Raw genomic sequence first — 16,389 nt, forward strand, 5'->3', positions numbered from 1 at the left:
CCGGATTAACCGGCGGAGATATGGATGACCTGGACAGTGGTTGTTTTTCTGTCGATGCTTGTGATGATCCTCGTGCTTCGTCTACTTGCCTGGTGGGGACTCCGGTTTTTTACACATTTTTTCGACAAAACGGTAATTTTTCTCAAACAAGCCCGGGAACAAGATGATATCTCAGCCGCGGGATCGCAGATCAAGGCAAAGTTTCCTGCGACGACAAAGTTACGGAAAGCCAGGCTGACACCAGAGCGGTTTACAGGTCTTTCTCTGATGCTCGTTGTGATAGCGGCGCTCTACATTGCCGCCCTGCTCGGTGGATTGGTAGAAGAACTTTTCGAGGCGGACGAACTTGTCCGCTTTGATGAGGGATTTAATCAGCAACTGGCTACAGTTCGCACGGATGTGGTTGTCACATTATTCGCCTGGATCACCGATCTGGGCGGATCAGCGACCCTGGTCGCGGTAGCGCTCTTTACGACAGGCCTGCTATGGGCGCACAGTCACATTTATATGATCGCTCCGCTATGGCTGATCCTGCTCGGATCGCAGATTACCACTTATGCGGGCAAGTACGCGATCGCAAGGCCACGACCGGAATTCGTCACGGACGTTGTTGCCGTAACGCCTTCTTTCCCCAGCGGCCATGCGACAAGCGCTATGGCCGTGTATGGCTTTATCGCTTATCTCCTCGCTGTCCATCTCTCCGGCGTGCGCCAGCGATTCGAGGTGAGCTACTGGACCGCTGTGCTTATTGCTCTGGTTGGTTTCAGTCGCATGCTCCTGAGTCTGCATTACGCGAGTGACATTGCGGCCGGTTTCCTTGTTGGTGGCTTCTGGCTGCTGCTGGGTTTTGCCCTCGTCGAGCACAGGCGGCATCAAATGAATTGGAAAAAAGATGGCGAAGGGATTAAATTCTAATGACCTTTTCAATATCACGCGGAAACCCTACATTGCACACCAGTAACTCTCTCACCCGCCTGTTTCCCTCCCGCGAGGAGGATGTTGCCCTGGAGGGGCTGTATCTGCAGCACGCCCTGCACCGGGCGCAGTTGCAGGAGACGCCGCTGGTGTACAGTAACTTTATTGAAAGCCTGGACGGGCGGATTGCGATTGCGCACCCGGAGACGGGGGAGAAGGGGGTGCCGGCGGCGATTACCAATCCGCGCGACTGGCGGTTGTACCAGGAGCTGGCGGCGCAGGCGGATATTCTGGTGACCAGTGCGCGCTATGTGCGGGATTTTGCCGCCGGGGAGGCGCAGGATGCGTTGCCGCTGAGTGACGATCCGGCCTATGCGGATTTGCACCAATGGCGCCGGGCGCAGGGGCTGGCGCCGCAGCCGGCGGTGGTGGTTTTGAGTGCCAGCCTGGATCTGCCACTGGAGGTGTTGTGCGAACAGCTGGAGCGGCCGGTGTATGTGGCCACCGGGGCGCAGGCGGATCCCGAACGGATCAGGACGTTGCGCTCTGCCGGGGCGACAGTGTTGATCGCCGGGGAGGGGCGCAAGGTGGAGGGCCGGGCGTTGATCGAGGCGCTGCGGGCCGAGGGCTTTTGCTGTATTTATTCGATCGCCGGCACAGGGGTGCTGGAGACGCTGGTGACCGCCGGGGTGATTAACCGGCTGTATCTGACCCAGGTCCACCGCCTGCTCGGCGGGGCCTCCTATCACACCCTGCTCGAGGGCCAGCTGCTCGATCCGCCGGTCGATTTTGTGCTCAATGCGCTCTATTACGATCAGGGTAATGAGGAATGTTGCAGCCAGTTCTTTTCCGTGTATGACGCACTCAAATAAGGCCTAACCTACTGGCACTGCGTCGTGACGGCAGCGATCTCCCTGTTCAAACCGCATCACCCCGCTTCGCCTGTATGGGGGCGGGGACGTTTAGGCCTATACTATATAAAATGTGTTGTCCCGGCGGTTCGCCGGGCAAGGGAGTGAATAACGTGCGTGGTATGGTTGTATTTGTTCTGGCTCTGATGAGCTTTTCGGTCCTGGCCGAACCGGTCAAGACACCCTACGGCGCGGTCAGTCTGCCCTTTGAGCTGCACCAGGTGCCGGAGGCGCCGGTGTATTACCTTATCGGCGAGTCGGGCGTGCCCGATTCGGTGAACGAGGGGCATACCTCTAACGGCGGGTTTGTGGTGACCGACGCGGGCGTGGTGGTGTTTGATGCGCTGGGCACACCGGCGCTGGGCTACCGGATGCTGCAGCGGATCCGCGAGGTGACCGACAAGCCGGTCACCCACGTGGTGATCAGCCATTACCATGCCGATCATATTTACGGCCTGCAGGCCTTCGACGAGCATGCCGGCAGTCCCGAGGTGATCGCCCAGCAACTGGCGCTGGGTTATATCGGCGGCGATCGCGCCAGCCAGGGCGAGGCGGCACAGCGCCGGCTGGAGCAGCGTCGCGAGGCGTTGTTTCCCTGGGTCGACGAGAATACCTACCTGGTGGCGCCGGATACGACTTTTGAAAAAGACTATACCTTCGAGCAGGGCGGGCTGACCTTCGAAGTGCGGCACATGGGGCCGGCGCATGCACCGGGCGACAGCATCATGCTGGTCAAAGAGCTGGGCGTGCTGTTCAGTGGTGATGTGATCTACAAGGGGCGGATTCCCTTTCTGGACAGCCCGGATACGGATATCGAGCGCTGGCTGCAGGGGCTGGCCTATCTCGACAAGATGTACCCGACCCCGCGCTTTATCATTCCCGGGCATGGTGATGCCTCCGACGATGTGCATGAGGCGATCAGCTTTACCCAGGGCTATCTGAAATACGTGCGCCGGAAAATGGGCGCGGCGGCGGGGAATTTTGTCCCGTTTGACGAGGCGTATCGCAATACAGACTGGTCACAGTACGAAGACATGCCGGCTTTTGATGCCAGTAACCGGGGTAATGCCTATCGCATTTACCTGGAAATGGAAACGGCGTCCTTTAATTAAACCTTTGCAAATCACCGCCTCTGCTGGAGACGCTCAAGCAGACCGTCAGTGCCTGTAATGAACAATATATCACCCGTATTGAGGATGAAGCGCGTGCGGCCGCCAATGCCCATGCGACACCGGGTGACGAAGGCGAACAGGGGCGCCTGAACCGGATTATTGCCGGCCTGAATGACTTCTACGTGCTGGCATCGGTGCTTAACCGCTGAATTTCACCAGCCGTGTCACCTGAATGTCGGAGATAAACACCACGCCCGAATGCTCGTTGTAGAAGGGCGACAGGCCTTCGAGTATCGGCTTGACCCGCTCCTCGGGTACTGCGGCGATGATCATGATCAGCACGTCATCCTCGTTAAACATGAGATGGCCTTCATGAAAACCGTGGCTGCCTTTGCCGGAGAGGTTGTTGATAATGGTGTAGCCCTTGACGCCGGCCCGATCCAGCACGTCGGTGGCAAAGCTCTGGTGTTCGCCGCCCAGGATGATCTCGAGTTTTTTCAACGGACTGAAGTTCAGGTTTTTCATGATGCAGTGGACTCCGTGGGTTGTTCCTGCTGACTGTCGCCAGTTAACGACCGGCGCTGCCAGGCGTTGTGGTCGTAGATATGGGCCGTGTTCTGTTCCGGGTCGATGATCACAATGCGCACCCAGCCGTTACGCACCAGGTTCTTGACCGTGGCCACTTCCTCGATGGCCTGACGGGCATGTTCGTAGGGCGCCTCGATGACGGTGATCAGCCGGATCGGCTGATGATAGGGCTGTCCCTGATCGAGCACGGTCTGGGCTGGCAGGCCGGTGCGCAGATCGCTGAGGTTGCCGGTCATCACGCCGAAGCGTCCGGCCACGTTGTGATAGACCTTGCTGCCGCTGCCGAAGCGTTCGTTATCCACGCTGGAAAAATAGTGTTCCATGTTGATCCACTGGCCGACCACCAGCGGGCCGGTGAGGATGCTCTCCAGCAGACGCCGTTTGGGATCGGCGCGGTAATCATAGGAATGCAAAAACGCACGGCCTTCCAGTGACAGGTGTTGGGTCAGGTTGCGGCGGCCGATGATGAAATAGGCGTTGCCGGACAGGCCCCATTCCGGGCGCACCTGTGACCAGTCCATGGCATTGCGTCGGGCATGGTGATTGGCCTCGGCCGGGTCGCATTGACCCGGCGTCAGTTGCAGTTCGGGGAGCCGTTCCCGGGCACACAGCCGCGAGGCGCCGGTCAGACCGCTGCGCAGGCGATCGAGATAGACCACATGCGAGGACGGCAGCCGATCGAGATCGAACAGTTTGATCTCATCGGTGGTGGTGTCGTGCAGGGCCGGCAGGAACCAGGCATCGTCGGGAATATCGATCCCCCGGGCACGCAGGCGCTGGCGGACCTGGGACTTGTTGGCCATCTGGGCCAGCGCGCGGGCATTGACTATGCCCTGATTGCCGCCACAGGCGCCACAATCGAGCGCCGACTCATAAGGGTTATTCTCAGACGTGCTGCCGTGGCCAACCAGCAGGATAAAGCGTGAGAACGTCCGGTTCAGGCCGATCGAGTGCAGCGCCTGGCTGACAAAGTTGGTCTGCTCCTCGAGGCTGAAACCGATCCGCCCCAGCTGTTCCCTTTGCAGTTGCGCGAAGGCCGGTTCAATCCGGTAGACAGAGCGCAGGCGCTGGATAAAGGCCTGTTCGGCTTCTTGAGTCAGGCCCAGTGCTTCGCGCACTGCCGGGGCCTGTGCGACATGGCCCAGGGCGGCTTCACGCAGTTCGCGGACCATGGCGTCGGTAATCGCTTCGGGCTCGAGCTCGAACTCCTGTTCCACCGCCTTGGCCACGACCGCCCGTTGCACGGCGCGAACGATGGAGTCGGCCTGCTCGCGATCCAGCTTGTCGAGCAGCAGATGCGTCGGGGGCTTGTCGCGGTACAGGTGCTGGCGCCAGCGGGTGTAGCTTTGCGGCATGAATGTTTTGCCGATCATGTCGAAGCCGAACAACATGCCGATAGCCTCGACGGTGACATACGGGGTGAGGACCGATTCTTTCAGTTCGTGCAGCACCTTCTCCAGCGCGGTGGTGGCGGCCACATCCTCCGGTTCCGTGGCGGTCATTTCCAGGACCAGGTTTTTCGGTTTGAGCAAGACCGGACACAAATGGATCTCGCTGCCCTTGCCCAGTTCCATGAAGCTGATGGGAATGCCGAAGAAACCGGCGATGCCGAAGGTCTGGTAATCCCCCGCGCTTTCCAGGTGACGGCGAATCCGCTCGGAGCGGGTGTCGATGCAAAACAGGGCCTGGGCAAAGGGGCGTTTGTCGCGCGGGGCCGGCGGGGTCAGATTGACGTCCCGCAAGATATTTTCCATGGCATGGGCCTCCATTGCGCGCAGCCAGAGCATGCCTTCCTCGCCTTCGAACTGTTGCAGCAGCAGCATCAGCCCGCCCAGTTGCCCGGGTGTTATGGCTTCGAGTGCGGCGGTCGCGTCGGCGCTTGCATCGGATCTGGCATTGGATCTGGCGGCCAGCTGACGCAGGCGGGTGGCCTGGTCTTCGGCGTCGTGGCGGCGTTTGGCACGCACATAGTCATCAAAGCATTTTTCAATGGCGGCCGCGCGCCCGCGGGCCAGGGTTTGCTCCACGCGTCGGGCATAGGCCGGCAGTATCGCGCCGCTGTTTAATTCATGGCGTAGCCAGGTCTCCCGGGGCCGGGTTTGAATGAGGCTTTCCAGCGCGGCCCGATCGGTGGCGATCTGCTGGCGACCGCGTTCGGCGAGCAGAGCGAGGGCCAGGGTCAGGCGTATCGCCAGAAAATCGACCAGGTCGGCGGGATAACGTTGACTCCAGTAATAATGCTTGGCGTTGGCCCGCCAGCGGATGAAGCCGGCCCAGCCGTGCAGGCGGGATAATTCGCGGGAGAAACAGCTGACCCATTTATCCTCGGGAATACCCAGCTCACTCATCACCGAGGCAATCACGCCTTCGGGGTGCGGTTCATTTTCCAGAATCCGCTCGATATGCAGGCCGCGCATAAACAGCCGGGCGTTGCGCAGGGCCAGCTCGCGCCAGGCGCTGAACAGACCATTTTTGCGACCGGGCATGTGCCAGACAGACTGGCCCTCGTCGAAGAAATCGAGACAGCTTTTGATCACCAGCTCATCCAGCTCGGCGCCGATCCCGGTGCCATAGAGCCGGTCCACCGCTTCATATAAAGGACAGGTGTCCAGCAAAGTTTCATGCAGCGTCGCCGTCAGGGTGTCGGGATCGACCGTCGCTTCGGGTTGCTCTGTTCGCTGGATAACGGCATACACATCGTTCGCGTCGGCCAAAGACGTGACCCGCATGACCGGTTGGTCGGTCCGGGTAAGTAATGTCATTAACCAGTGCGACAGATCGATGCCGGTGATTGCCGGCTGCTGCGCCAGAAAGTCATCGATCCCGGCTGCCAGCGCGGCATGCTCCACTTTGTTTTGCGTCAGATAACGCTGGTATTCCCGCCGGGACAAAAAGCCCCGCCCATGAAACAGTTGCGCGCCGGTTTCCACGGCTTCGGGAAAGGGGAGATGTTCCAGGCCGTGCAGCGGGTTATGGTGAATGAACGAACGCATGGGCCAGAAAAACGGAATGGGTTCGCCGGCCACGTAGATCATGGTGCGAATTTTAAGCTGTTGTCCCAATGGCAATGTCATGACAGGACTCCGATGCCGTACAGCCCGCTCACCATCAGCAGGGTTAATGCCAGCGCATAAGCCCCGGTGGTGAAGCGATTCAGATCAATCACTTCATCGTCGCCCGCCGGGCCGACAATTAATCCCTGCAACAGGCGCGCGCCCGCCCAGCTCCACAATAACCAGACAAGGACGACAGCGACGGCCACAAGCGGCGTGACCGCGACAGCTTGTACCAGGGTGGCGAGCATGATGAAGAACGTCGGGAACAGCGGTGTGGCGATAATCGCCAGCACCACCAGCACGAGTATCGTGCTGAAGCGGGGAATCGATTCAGCCAGCCCGCCGTAAAGGCCGGTATAGGCGGCGCCAAAGCGGCGTTCCAGTCCCGCGCCGAGCAGTGCCAGCAAAACCAGGGGCGCACTGAAGCCCAGCGCAAAAAGATGCAACTCCAGCGCCGGGACATCACCCTGGGCCGCAATCCACAGCAAGGCCCAGGCCGAAGTGGCCAGAAACCCGCTCCACTGCCCCACATCGCGCAGGGCCAGGGTGCGCAAGGCATACAGGGCAGCGGTGAACAGGGCCAGCGGGACTATCCAGTTTGGCAGGGGACTGTCCAGGGTCTGCAACAGGGTCAGGCCGATCTGTGGCCAGAGCAGCAACAACACAATGCGCAACAGGGCAGAACGGCTTCGACCCAGCATAAAGTTGAAGCCCACGCTCAGCGGGAACAACGGCAGAAAAATGCCGATCAGCAGATAGGATCCTGTCTGCATCTCAGATCCACCTCAACCAGAGATTGAGCCGTCCCGCGAAGGCCAGCAGGGCCCGGCTGAATCGGGTATAGAGATCGGTGAGATAAAACTCGCGCGAGATCAATGCATAGACTGACAACCACAGCTGGCGGCGGTATTGGCTTTTGTGGTTGCCGTTTTGATCGGTGAAGCTGATGATGATCCAGCCAAAAATGATGACCAGGGCAATCAATCCCATCAGCAGATCGAACCAGAACAGATCAAAATCGGCCGCCGCATAGATTTGTTCGCGAAATACCGGATCGGGATACAAAAACAGATCGAAAGCGTGACTGATCAAGGTGTAGCCGAGTACGACCACAGCGAAGGAGAAGATACTCAGCGTAATCAGCCGGCGCAGATTCCGGGTCCGCATCCGGTAAGTGGTGAAGATCAGTTGCGCCCCGGTGATCCAGCCGAAGAACAGCAACACGATGGCGCTTTGTTTCTGGAAATAATCTTCCGCAACCAGCCAGTGGGCGGCCACCAGAATCGCGATCGGGACCGCCAGGGTAATGGCGGCCATCAGCCGCCAGGGCAAGCGCTGTCGCACCGGACGGCGTTCCACCACGAAGGTATACAGATCGTCCTTGGGCACGCCATCATCCTTGCGCGCGGCGTTGATGATGCTGCCGGCGCCCAGAAACAGCGTGCCCTTGAACAGCCCGTGGGCAATCAGATGATAAATGGCCAGCGAGAACGCGCCGATGCCGCATTCCATGATCATAAAGCCCATCTGGCCCATGGTGGAGTAACCCAGGGACTTTTTGATGTCGTTCTGGGTCAGCATCAGGATTGAGCCAATCACGGCGGTGAACAGACCCACAATGAACACCCAGTGCAACACGCCGGAACTGTGCACGAACACCGGCGCAAAGCGATTGATCAAAAAGCCCCCGGCATTAACGATGCCCGCGTGCATCAATGCCGAGACCGGCGTCGGCCCGGACATGGAATAGGGCAGCCAGGTGTGCAGCAGAAACTGCGCCGAGCGGGCAAAGGCGGCCAAAGCGATGAGCGCCGCGACCACATCCATTAATGGCCAGCCCAGCACCTGGTGCGCGCCCGGATCGGTACTGATTTGCTCGAAAATCGCCGGCAACGAGCCGGTGCCGTAGGCCTGGTAGAGCAACACCGCGGCAATGAGTAATGGTAAGTCGCCGATGCGGTAGGTGATCTTGGTCCAGAAGGCATAGCGATAGGCTGAAACATCCCGGGTATTCTGACCGAGCAGAAAATAGAGCAGGACCCCGACCAGCTGCCAGGCAATGAGCAGAGTCAGCAGATCGCCGGCGAACACCATCACCAGCAGGGTGGCGGTCATCAGATCGAGCAGCACGAAGAAGCGGCTGTAACCGATCTCTTCGGCCATGTAACGCAGGGAATAGACATGCACGACCAGACTGATACCGGCAATGACCACGGCCATCAGGGTGCTCAGCGGTTCGAGTAACAACAGCGCACCGGAACCGAACAGGCTGACGGTTTTCGGACCGTGCCCGGCAAGGACCAGCCACAGGGCGGCGACGGAGATGCCAAAGGTGAGTACCGTACCGATCATACTCAGGTGTGCGACGCGCCGTCCCATTCGCGGGCCCAGCAGATGCGTCAGCAAGGCCGAGAGGATCGGTACCCCCGCTATCAGTACGATGATCTGTTCCATGCTGTCTCTCACCTGTTACCAGGAAAAGGTTTGCGTCTCGTCTGCAAGGGAAACCCACGAGCCTGCCCTTCCTGTCTGATTGGCTGATGAACCGCCGCGTCTTTCAGCAGCGGGCTGGGGCTCCCGCCTCACAACTCAGGCAAGTGTATCGGTATCACTGATAGGGAAATATCGATATTACAAATAGGAATGATTGCTTATGAACTATGCTTGTAAAACGTGCAATGCGTGGGGACATCCGCGAGCAGCGGAAGATAGCCGCCGGGTCAAAATATATCTTCCGGGGGTATATCGGGAAGCCTGTGCCGGATGTGCCAGGGCGTTGGATCACGGCAATACACATTGCCAGATGCCTGTAACCCCATTGATTGTGCAGAAAATAATCATTATTCTCTTGGAAATTCACCAATAAAAACAAGAGATAAACCATGCGCTCATCCGTCACCCCGCTGGCTCTGTTGCCGATCATTGCTGTTCTATCATTACCTGCCAATGCCGAACCGGTAACATTGCCGTTGGGGGCAACCGGTATCAAGGGGACGGTCTACCAGGAGCGCGCCTCCTGGGCCAGAGCCAGGGTGGGACTGGGGATTGAAACTAACATTATTGACAAGGCGGAATTAAAAGACTTGGATGGTGAGGTTGAGGGAAATATCAGTACTGTCAAAATTGTTTATTCTGTGGCCAACAGAGTGGATCTTTATGCCAAGTTCGGCGTTGCCAGCGGATTGAAATATAGGGGCAAAAGTCAGGGAGATGATTTCGAGTTTGATTTGAGGGATGAATTTGCCTGGGGTGCAGGGATTGCGGCTGTGCTCTATGAAGATGAGAGTGGCTTGTCGATCATCACTGATCTGCAATATCAAACAGTTCAAGGTATCGATTATGATGGTATTACCATCAATGATGTATTTTACTCCAGAGACCAGTTAGGAGGGGCAACAGATGCCGAATATACACAATGGCACGCTGCACTTGGTCTTAGCTACAAGTTCAGTGGTTTTACACCCTATGCCGGAATAAAGTTTGTCGGGTCGGATTATTCGGCAAATGCAACATGGGGAGGTACAACTTATGATGCCGGTTCAACTGAGAAAGACAGCCTGGTTGGTGCGTTTTTCGGATTGACAATGTTACCGGCCGATCGGCTTGCCATCGATATCCAGGGGCGCGTTGTCGACGAGGAGGCGTTCAGCGCCAGCCTGACTTTTATGTTCTGATCCGGTTAGTCTCCACCACGGTCTCCCGGTTTCCCCTGTACCCGGTTTTCGGGTCGCATTGCTGACAAAGTATTGTGTCTTCCCGGCTGTGTTCTCAGCCTCTGTCTTGAGTTTTATCCCCCGCCGCACCCGAGAGTATTTCCGAGCGGCCGGTTTTGATTGCGTTTGCCGGGAATGCTGTCGCAATTAATTTTGTGACAGGTTTCAGGAAATTGGCGGTCAGTCCCATCTGAGTCGTATCTGTGTGCTGCTGACAGCCTGTGGTGAATGGGTGCTGATTCGTTATTCCGTCATGTCGAGCAAGATTTTCCTATGATATGAAAGGTTATTCTGTGGTTTGTGATTAGGGTTTACCCTTATATTCGCATGGAAATTAAAGATATATGTTTGCATGTCGAAATAAGTTAGAGAAGGGAGGAATCCTGTCCCGAGCTTATTTCCCGTTTTAGCTACAAAAGGAATGTCATTTGGCTAATCGACGGCAGCCCCGCCCCGCTCCACGCCACGGTGTGCGTTATGTCGGACTGATTGGCGGGCTTTTTGCCCTGGCCATACTGGCTGCGGCTTTCACGGTGGCGGTGGTCCAGATTCAGTCGGGGGTGGCGGCCTATCTGTCCGGACAAACTATCTGGTCCCGGGGTCAGGTCAAGACGGTCTATTATTTGTCTGAGTATGCCGAAACCGGCGAGCCTGAAATGCTGGAACTGGCGCGACGTTGGTACGATATTCCACTGGGCGATCTCCAGGCCCGCAGGGCGATGGAGAATGAGCCTTTCGACTATACGGCGGCACGTGAGGGATTTCTGCGCGGCCAGTTTCATCCCTCGGACATTCCTCGCGTTATCGTATTGTTTCGATTTTTTTCCGATGCCCCGTATTTTCGTGACGCAGTGAGGGCATGGCAGGACAGTGATCGGCAAATTCTGGCGCTGGGGGAAATTGCCGAGGGACTGGCGCGCGAATGGCAGTCCGAAGAACCCTCCTCCCGGCGACTGGCTGAGTTGAAGGAACAACTGGTCACGGCCAGTGACAAGCTGGACATCCAGGTTGCAACGTTTCGCAGTGCCATGACCCGACTGGCACGCCTGATGCCCAGCATATTGTCACTGGCCAGTGTCGTGTTTTTTATTGTGTTTGGTGTGATTGCCATGACTTTCACGCTAAGGCTGACCCGGGCACTGCGCAACTCGGAACGCAAATTCCGCGCAACTTTTGAGCAGGCCGGGGTAGGGATTGCCCAGGTGGCCGAAGACGGTCGCCTGCTGGAGGTGAACCCGACGTTGTGCGGGATTTTACGCTATCCCAGAGAAGACATTCTCAAGCTTAATTACGCGCAACTTCTCCATCCAGAGGACAAGGAAGCCGGAGAGGATGATCCGCTGTATCCGGTCCCCGAACCGTTTGCCGCCCGGACGTTTGAGCAGCGTATGATCTGTGGAGATGGTTCGACAGCCTGGGCCAGGCTGACATTAACCCGGGTTGCCGAACTGTCTGATTCGCAAGTTTGCTATCTTGTCATTCTGGAAGACATATCGGAAGCTCAACGTTTGTCGGCGGAGTTGAGTTATCAGGCGAGCCATGATGAACTGACCGGGCTGATCAACCGGCGCGCCTTCGGGCGTTACCTGGAAGATGCATTGAGTCGGGCACGTAATGAAGACTCACTTCACGCGTTGTGTTTTATCGATCTCGACCAGTTCAAGATCATTAATGATACCTCGGGACATTTTGTTGGGGACTATCTGCTGCAACAGGTGGCGGATATCCTGAGCCAGCATCTTCGCAAGGGCGATGTGCTGGCGCGTCTCGGTGGTGATGAGTTTGCGCTGATTCTGGAATATTGCGATCTGGACATGGCAATAAACGTGACCGAGAAACTGCGCAAAACCCTGGTCGAGACAAGATTCGCCTGGGAAGAACGCAGTTTTAATGTTGGTTGCAGTATCGGGATTGTACCGATTACTTCTGCTAATGTTGATGCGGACAACCTGTTACGGATGGCGGATGCGGCCTGTTATCTGGCCAAGGAACAGGGGGGGAACCGTATTCATCTTGTCCATGATGACGACAAGGAACTTGTCAAACATCGCGAGCAAATGGAATGGGTTGGTCGCATTCGGGCGGCACTTGATAATAACCGGCTATTCATGGATGCGCAGTCTATCGCCTCGCTGTCGCACCCGGATCAGGTCCGCTATGAAGTGCTTGTCCGCATGAAGGATGAGGACGGGCGAATCCTGTTTCCGGAGGCATTTTTGCCGGCGGCAGAGCGGTTCGAAATGGCTCACCTGATCGATCGTTGGGTGATTGAGAATGTGGTGACTCAACTCGATCATCATCCGCGGCATCTTGATAAGCTGGACGCCTGCCACATCAATATTTCAGGTCGGTCGTTTGGTCACCGGGATTTTCTCGATTTCGTTGTTACCTTGTTGGAACAACACGCCATTCCGGCGGAAAAAATATGCTTTGAAATTACCGAGACCGCAGCAGTCAGGAATCTGAGTGACGCGCGTGTCTTTATGGAGCGCCTGGGTGAGCTCGGTTGCACTTTTGCGCTCGATGATTTCGGCGCGGGTCTGTCGTCATTCGGATATCTGCGTCAAATGCCGGTGGACTTCATCAAGATCGACGGAAATTTAGTACGCAATATCGCCACGGATAATACCGATCGGGTGATGGTGAACGCAATTAGCGATATTGGCCGGTCACTGGAAAAAAGGGTTGTTGCCGAGTTTGTCGAAAATGAAGCCACGCTGAAGCTGTTGCGAGAGATGGGCGTGGATTTTGCGCAAGGCTATGCGGTTCATTATCCGTGCGGATTTATCGAGTTGCTAAACGAAGCATCTGTAAAGGACCGATAGCAGGTAAATTTATCCGATTGGCACAAGCTGAATAGCGGCCTCTTGCGTACTTTGTGTTACAACTGGCGGTTAGCCGGCCAACATCACTCCATTAACGGCAAAAAGAACCCTTTGCCAAACGCCACAGCCTCGGGCAGGGTGAAAAGCGAAATATTTTCCGTATCGCCGTCTTGCCAGTGTTCGGCCGTTGCCCGGTTTTCAAGAAAGACCATCTCCATGCACATGCTGTGCGCCGCCACGGTGGTGGGCATTTGCCAGCGAATCCCGACGATGGCGTCGTCGGGCCGGGCCTCGAGCAGGGTATCGCCCTGCATCCGAATCTTGATGGGGCTGTTGCTTATATGGCACCTGGAGGTAATGTTCACCGTTTCGTCAAACATCGGTGCCACGGAGAGGGCATCCAGGGCGCACATGGCATGGATCGTATGGCCGTTGACGGCGATTTGGTGCGGGGTTTGCTCACTGGTCAGGGGATACGCACCAACCGGTAATTGCTCCTGTTTATCCAGTACGATCAGATCAGCCTCCCCCAGCTTGTGTAAACTTGCTCCCAGGTCCTCTCCGTGCAGCCCGATCTCGAGTTCGGCCCCGGTTGGTGCCCGACCGTGTTCGATAAAACTGCGCAGAATAGCCTGATGCAGGTTTTTTAACGCAGGCGACAACTGTGTCTGTCGGGCCTTGAGAGGGAGTTGTGAATTCAGTCGTGCCACCGCGGCTTGAATATCCATGTGTGCTCCTGATGTGAGGCGCGTCATTCCGGCGTAACCGACCGATAATAGCGTTGAAGGCTCTCCGCGGTTTTAAAATCGGATTAGGTACCCGGAATTCAAACAGTACGCTTGATTATTCTTTCCCTTTTTCTTTGACTGCGCGTCTGTGGGTATAGAGTAACGGCTCGGTATAGCCGTTGGCCTGTTCGCGCCCCTTGATGACCAGATCAAAGGCGGCCCGGAAGGCCTGGCTGTTGTTGAAATCCGGCCCCATCGGGGTATAGGTGGGATCGCCGCCGTTTTGACGGTCGACTTTTTCCGCCATGCGCTTCATCACTTCCAGCACCTGTTCGGCATCGCATAGGCCGTGGTGTAGCCAGTTGGCGATGTGCTGGCTGGCGATACGCAGGGTGGCGCGGTCTTCCATTAAACCGATATTGTTGATGTCGGGCACCTTGGAGCAGCCAATCCCCTGGTTGATCCAGCGCACCACGTAACCGAGGATGCCCTGGGCGTTGTTTTCCAGTTCCCGGGTGATGCCGTCGGCATCGGACCGGTCGTTACCGAGCAGCGGAATGACCAGCAGATCATCGACCGGGGTGCGTTTGCTTTTGGCGATTGTCCCTTGTCGCTCGAAGACGTTCACCTGATGATAGTGGATGGCATGCAGCACAGCGGCGGTGGGCGAGGGGACCCAGGCCGTGTTGGCGCCGGCTCGGGGGTGGTCGATCTTCGCGGCCAGCATCGCCTTCATGTTATCCGGCATGGCCCACATGCCTTTGCCGATCTGCGCCTTGCCGCTGAAGCCGCAGGCCAGACCGGTTTCGACATTGATCTTTTCATAGGCCTGGATCCAGATGCTCTCTTTCATTGCCCCCTTGCGCACCATGGGGCCGGCTTCCATGCCGGTGTGGATCTCGTCACCGGTGCGATCCAGAAAGCCGGTATTGATGAACACCACGCGATCCTTTGCGGCGCGGATGCATTCCTTGAGGTTGACCGAGGTGCGGCGTTCTTCGTCCATGATGCCCAGCTTGAGGGTATGCCGGGCCAGGTTCAGTTGATCCTCGATAAAGTCGAGCAGTTCATTGGTAAAGGCGGCTTCCTCGGGGCCGTGCAGTTTGGGTTTGACCAGATAAATGCTGCCGCGGCGGGAATTGCTGAGTGAACTGTTTTCCCGGATATCATGCAGCGCGATCAAGGTGGTGACCAGTGCATCGAGGATACCCTCGGGGATTGGTGCGCCGTAGTGGGTCACTGCTGCGTCGGTATGAATAAACAGGCCGACGTTGCGAATGAGTAACAGGCTGCGTCCGGGCAGGGTCAGGGTGTCGCCGCCCGGGGTCTGGTACTGGCGATCCGGGTTGAGGCGGCGGGTGAGCATCTTGCCGGATTTGGAGAAGGTCTCCGTCAGGTTGCCCTGCATCAGTCCCAGCCAGTTACGATAGGCCAGCACCTTGTCCTCGGCATCGACCGTGGCAACCGAATCTTCCAGATCCTGAATGGTGGTGAGCGCCGCTTCCAGCTGAATGTCTTTAATGCCGGCCGGGTGGGTCTTGCCGGTGGGGTGTTCGCGATCGATCTGCAGCTCGATGTGCAGACCGTTGTGGCGCAACAGCACGGCTTGTGGCTCGTCACTGTGGCCATCGAAACCGGCAAACTGATCGGCCTGCTGGAGTGTGGTTAACGTCCCATCCGTCAGAGTGACTGTCAGTTTTCCGTTGTCTATGCTGTAACTGCTTGCGATATGGTGGCTGCCTTTGGCCAGCGGGGCGACCGAATCGAGCAGGTCCATGGCCCAGTCGATTACCTTTTCACCGCGCCGGGGGTTATACCGGGGGGTGCGTTCGGCGCCGTCGGACTCGTCGATTACATCGGTGCCGTAGAGGGCATCATACAGGCTTCCCCAGCGCGCATTGGCGGCGTTCAGGGCGTAGCGGGCGTTGGTGACGGGCACCACCAGTTGCGGGCCGGCCACCGTGGCGATTTCGTCATCCACGTTGGTGGTGGTGATGCTGAAATCATCACCTTCGGGTAAGAGATATTCGATGTCGATCAGAAACTGTTTGTAGGCTTTGGCATCAAAGCGGGGATGTTCGCGGTGCCAGGCATCGATCCGGGCCTGGAGATTATCGCGCTGTTCAAGCAGTTCATGATTGCGCGGGCCGAATTGGTGAACCGTTTCCGAGAGTGTGCTCCAGAATTGTTCGGGTTCAATTCCGGAACCGGGCAGCGCTTCATCCATAATAAAGGCATGTAGCTGGCTGTCGATCTGCAGTTCGCCGGCCTGGATGTATTGCGTCATGGGGGTACCTTTGATGTCGGGTCTGGCCGTCGTTATCCATAGTTTACCATTTTAAGCATAGACGTTTTTGAACCTCTTCGTTGAAGACTCGCCACAGACAAGGTGATGACCCGTACCCGGGCGACAATAAACGACTCACCGATCGATTGTCGTGCTCCCAACCGGAGGCGGTGTTTTCGCCTGCACGAAAAGAAACGGCTAAAAACCCTGTAAATACTCATGAATTGTGGTCAGTGAACTGTGACCTCGTCGAC

Annotated in this window: 11 protein-coding genes; 5 read left to right on the plus strand and 6 right to left on the minus strand. The window is 57.2% G+C overall.

Annotated features, from left to right (window positions below; genetic code table 11):
- Nucleotides 1–24 precede the first annotated feature (24 nt).
- The 3 genes from U5J94_RS07815 to U5J94_RS07825 all read left to right on the plus strand — a co-directional run bounded on the left by U5J94_RS07815 (nt 25) and on the right by U5J94_RS07825 (nt 2,938).
- On the plus strand, nt 25–915 hold the full coding sequence (locus U5J94_RS07815; protein ID WP_322565083.1) for a phosphatase PAP2 family protein: 891 nt from the start codon (nt 25–27) through the stop codon (nt 913–915).
- A 32-nt stretch (nt 916–947) separates the two neighbouring features.
- On the plus strand, nt 948–1,787 hold the full coding sequence (locus U5J94_RS07820; protein WP_322565084.1) for a RibD family protein: 840 nt from the start codon (nt 948–950) through the stop codon (nt 1,785–1,787).
- A gap of 161 nt (nt 1,788–1,948) precedes the next feature.
- A complete protein-coding gene (locus U5J94_RS07825; RefSeq protein ID WP_322566476.1) occupies nt 1,949–2,938 on the plus strand; it encodes an MBL fold metallo-hydrolase in 990 nt (329 codons plus the stop codon).
- A 198-nt stretch (nt 2,939–3,136) separates the two neighbouring features.
- Here U5J94_RS07825 and U5J94_RS07830 read toward each other — a convergent pair whose 3' ends face one another.
- Genes U5J94_RS07830 through U5J94_RS07845 form a run of 4 tightly spaced genes read right to left on the minus strand, consistent with a single transcriptional unit; the run spans nt 3,137 to nt 9,036 of the window.
- Complete coding sequence (locus tag U5J94_RS07830) at nt 3,137–3,463, minus strand: P-II family nitrogen regulator (protein ID WP_322565085.1); 327 nt, start codon at nt 3,461–3,463, stop codon at nt 3,137–3,139.
- On the minus strand, nt 3,460–6,600 hold the full coding sequence (locus U5J94_RS07835; RefSeq protein ID WP_322565086.1) for a DUF2309 domain-containing protein: 3,141 nt from the start codon (nt 6,598–6,600) through the stop codon (nt 3,460–3,462). Before U5J94_RS07835 ends, U5J94_RS07830 begins: the two co-directional genes overlap by 4 nt.
- Nucleotides 6,597–7,355 carry a hypothetical protein gene (locus U5J94_RS07840; RefSeq protein WP_322565087.1) on the minus strand — a complete coding sequence of 253 codons (759 nt, stop codon included), beginning with the start codon at nt 7,353–7,355 and terminating at the stop codon, nt 6,597–6,599. Before U5J94_RS07840 ends, U5J94_RS07835 begins: the two co-directional genes overlap by 4 nt.
- Nucleotide 7,356: 1 nt before the next feature.
- Nucleotides 7,357–9,036, minus strand: a complete 1,680-nt coding sequence (locus tag U5J94_RS07845) for an NADH-quinone oxidoreductase subunit L (protein WP_322565088.1) — start codon at nt 9,034–9,036, stop codon at nt 7,357–7,359.
- A 428-nt stretch (nt 9,037–9,464) separates the two neighbouring features.
- On the opposite strand from U5J94_RS07845, the gene U5J94_RS07850 reads away from it, so the two are divergent.
- Nucleotides 9,465–10,256, plus strand: a complete 792-nt coding sequence (locus tag U5J94_RS07850; protein WP_322565089.1) for a hypothetical protein — start codon at nt 9,465–9,467, stop codon at nt 10,254–10,256.
- Between the two features lie 467 nt (nt 10,257–10,723).
- Complete coding sequence (locus U5J94_RS07855) at nt 10,724–13,120, plus strand: putative bifunctional diguanylate cyclase/phosphodiesterase (protein ID WP_322565090.1); 2,397 nt, start codon at nt 10,724–10,726, stop codon at nt 13,118–13,120.
- An 83-nt stretch (nt 13,121–13,203) separates the two neighbouring features.
- On the opposite strand, the gene U5J94_RS07860 is transcribed toward U5J94_RS07855, so the two are convergent.
- Together U5J94_RS07860 and U5J94_RS07865 are read right to left on the minus strand one after the other, a co-directional pair.
- Nucleotides 13,204–13,848 (minus strand): alkylmercury lyase family protein, encoded by a 645-nt coding sequence (locus U5J94_RS07860; RefSeq protein WP_322565091.1) that lies wholly within the window; start codon nt 13,846–13,848, stop codon nt 13,204–13,206.
- Nucleotides 13,849–13,963: 115 nt separating this feature from the next.
- A complete protein-coding gene (locus U5J94_RS07865; RefSeq protein WP_322565092.1) occupies nt 13,964–16,135 on the minus strand; it encodes a malate synthase G in 2,172 nt (723 codons plus the stop codon).
- Between the last annotated feature and the right edge of the window lie 254 nt (nt 16,136–16,389).

It is taken from the genome of Thiohalophilus sp. (genome assembly GCF_034522235.1).
Classification (GTDB): Bacteria; Pseudomonadota; Gammaproteobacteria; order UBA6429; family Thiohalophilaceae; genus Thiohalophilus.